Raw genomic sequence first — 3,326 nt, 5'->3', positions numbered from 1 at the left:
GGGTAGGGGAGTAGGGAGTGAGAAAGAATTTTTCCAATGACCAATGACTAATGACTAATGACCAATGACTAAAGAACTATTAAAACAAGTAAGAGTAATTGATCCTGTTCAGAAAACTGATACCGTAGGAGATGTATTAATTATTGATGGTTATATCCAAGCTGTCGCTCCGCAAATTACAGATTTTAGTGCCGATACTTCTATTCGTGATTGTCAAGGTTTAATTCTTGGCACTGGATTAGTTGATTTATATAGTCATTCAGGCGAACCTGGATTTGAAGAACGGGAAACTTTAAGTTCTTTCTTACAAGCTGCTAAAGCGGGTGGTTTTACTAGAGTGGGTGTTTTGCCAGATACATCACCACCCATTGATAAACCTGCTTTAGTGGCACAGTTGCAGCAACATAGAGATAGAGCAAAAGCTTCTCCCCATTTACATATCTGGGGAGCAATTACCTTAGATCTAGCAGGTAAACAATTAACAGAGGTAGCAGATTTAGCCGCAGCAGGGGTTGTGGGTTTTACTGATGCTAAACCTTGGGACAATTTGGGGATAGTCAGACGGGTTTTGGAGTATCTTCAACCCTTTGGTAAACCTGTGGCTTTTTGGCCTTGCGATCGCCATTTGGCAGCTAATGGTAAAATCAGAGACGGTGCGGAAGCCTTGCGAATAGGCTTATCTCCCATTCCAGTTAGTGCGGAAACAACGGCAATTGCCGCATTATTAGAATTAGTCGCGGATATTGGTACACCAGTTCATATTATGCGTGTTTCTACTGCTCGTAGTGTAGAATTAATTGCTAAAGCTAAAGCTCAAGGTCTGCCCATTACCGCTAGTACCACCTGGATGCACGTTTTATTAGATACAACAGCTATTAGAAGCTATCACACATCTTTACATTTAGATCCGCCCTTGGGAAACCACAAAGATATGTTATGCTTACGGGATGCTGTGCGAACTGGGATTATAGATGCGATCGCTATTGATCACGCACCTTATACTTATGAAGAAAAAGTTCAAGCCTTTGGGGAATCACCACCGGGGGCAATTGGTTTAGAATTAGCATTACCCCTACTTTGGCAAAATCTCGTCACCACTGGAGAATTTACAGCTTCAGAATTATGGCGCGTTTTGAGTCATCAACCAGCAGCTTGCTTGCAACAAGAAGTTAAAGCCATTCAAGCCGGGGAAATAGCCGAATTAACTTTATTTAATCCGTTACAAACTTGGCATATAAACAAGGCAAATCTCCAGACACTTGCCTATAATACTCCTTGGTTTGGTCAGGAAGTTACAGGTCGGGTTGTGCAAGTTTGGTGTGATACTAATTTAAAGTGAAGCTGCGTGAATTAAGATTTTAAGAATAATTGAACGCAGATGAACGCGGATAAACGCAGATAAATACGGATGATAATTATTCTGAGCAGTTTCATATAAAATTGGTATAATCTATTTTAGTACATCAGAACTATATTAATACTCAATGTCTGATTTAATTCTGTTTTGGCATCGTCGAGATTTACGCATTTCTGATCATACAGGACTAGCTGCGGCTAGAGAAAAAAGTGCGAAGATTGTAGGTGTATTTTGTCTAGATCCCCAAATTCTCCAAAGTGATGATATTGCCCCCGTTAGGGTAGAATATATGATTGGCTGTTTGCAATCTCTCCAAGAAAGATATCAGCAAGCAGGTAGTCAATTATTAATTTTGCAAAATGATCCTGTGATTGCAATTCCCAAATTAGCAACAGCATTAAAAGCAAAAGCCGTATTTTGGAATTGGGATGTTGAACCCTATTCCCAAACACGAGATTTAGCAGTAGTTGAAGCTTTAAAAACTCAAGGAATTGAATTTCTTAACGACAATTGGGATCAGTTATTGCATTCACCAACAGAAATTTTTAGCGGTGCAAAAACTCCCTATACTGTTTATACTCCTTTCTGGAAAAATTGGATTACTAAATCTAAAGCTAAACCAGTTAAAACTTTAGCAAATCTGGAAAATTTAACAGCGGAAGAACAAGAAATTTCTCAACTCACAGGAAATATTAATTTACCTTCTGCCGCAGATTTAGGTTTTATTTGGGATGCACAATTAATAATTTCTCCCGGAGAATTAGCAGCGCAAGAAAAATTAGATAATTTTGCCAAATCTGCTATTAATGAATACCAAGAACAGCGGAATTTCCCCGCAATTGATGGTACATCTCAATTAAGTGCCGCTTTGAAGTTTGGTGTCATTGGTATTAGAACTATTTGGCAAACTACGATAGAAGCACTAGAAAATAGTAACAGTGAAGAAGTAAATGCCAGTATCCAAACATGGCAAAAGGAATTAGCATGGCGGGAATTTTATCAACACGCTATGTACCATTTTCCAGAATTAGCTAAGGGTGCATATAGAGACACTTTTAAAACTTTCCCTTGGCAAAATAACGAAAAGTATTTTCAAGCTTGGTGTGAAGGAAAAACAGGCTATCCTATAGTAGATGCCGCCATGCGTCAATTAAATGAAACTGGCTGGATGCACAACAGATGTAGAATGATTGTTGCCAGTTTTTTGACTAAAGATCTAATTATTAACCCCCAATGGGGAGAAAAATATTTTATGCAGAAACTCATTGATGGTGATTTATCTGCTAATAATGGAGGCTGGCAATGGAGCGCTTCTAGTGGTATGGACCCTCAGCCATTACGGATTTTTAACCCTGCCAGTCAAACCCAAAAATTTGATGCCGAAGCAGAATATATTCGTCAGTGGATACCTGAATTGCGTTATGTATCTCCAGAATACTTGGTAACTGGGAAAATTCCCCCGTTAGATTTTTATGGAACAAATTATCCCCAGCCAATTGTTGATCATAAACAACAGCAAGCTTTGTTTAAGCAATTATATCAACAACAAAAGACTATTGTCTAAAGCGGCGGCGGCGGGTAAGATAAGGTAAGCATAGCGGTCTCTTTTATGGTGATTGAGGATTGGTGATAACAAAACCCTTACGGGATAAGGGTTATAAACAATTATTTCCATATTTTCAATGAAATGCCTACACAATAGGGCTTTCAATGATTTTGAACCAGGTTTTCCATAAAAATAACCGAAGAACCATATCTATTTGTTTCCTGTTTCCTATTCCTAATAACCAATAACCAATAACCAATGACCAATAACCAATAACCAATAACCAATTTGCTAAATTGACACTCCCCGGTCTAAAGACACGGGGATTCTTAATCGAATAATTGCAAACACAACTGCTCGAATAATATCCGCTTTTCAGGTATTACCTTAGATGTACGGTTCCCCGCCTGATGCCGTTTGCCA

At 38.7% G+C, this 3,326-nt stretch carries 2 protein-coding genes; both read left to right on the top strand.

Annotation, left to right across the window (positions count from 1 at the left end):
• Positions 1-64 precede the first annotated feature (64 nt).
• On the top strand, positions 65-1,339 hold the full coding sequence (locus IQ228_RS23495) for a dihydroorotase (RefSeq protein WP_193964625.1): 1,275 nt from the start codon (positions 65-67) through the stop codon (positions 1,337-1,339).
• A 145-nt stretch (positions 1,340-1,484) separates the two neighbouring features.
• Positions 1,485-2,921 carry an FAD-binding domain-containing protein gene (locus IQ228_RS23490; protein ID WP_193964624.1) on the top strand — a complete coding sequence of 479 codons (1,437 nt, stop codon included), beginning with the start codon at positions 1,485-1,487 and terminating at the stop codon, positions 2,919-2,921.
• The last annotated feature ends 405 nt before the right edge of the window (positions 2,922-3,326 follow it).

This window comes from Dolichospermum sp. LEGE 00246 (genome assembly GCF_015207865.1).
GTDB lineage: Bacteria > Cyanobacteriota > Cyanobacteriia > Cyanobacteriales > Nostocaceae > Dolichospermum > Dolichospermum heterosporum.
The sequence above is the reverse complement of the archived record's forward strand: the minus strand, read 5'-3'. Positions and strand labels throughout refer to the sequence as shown.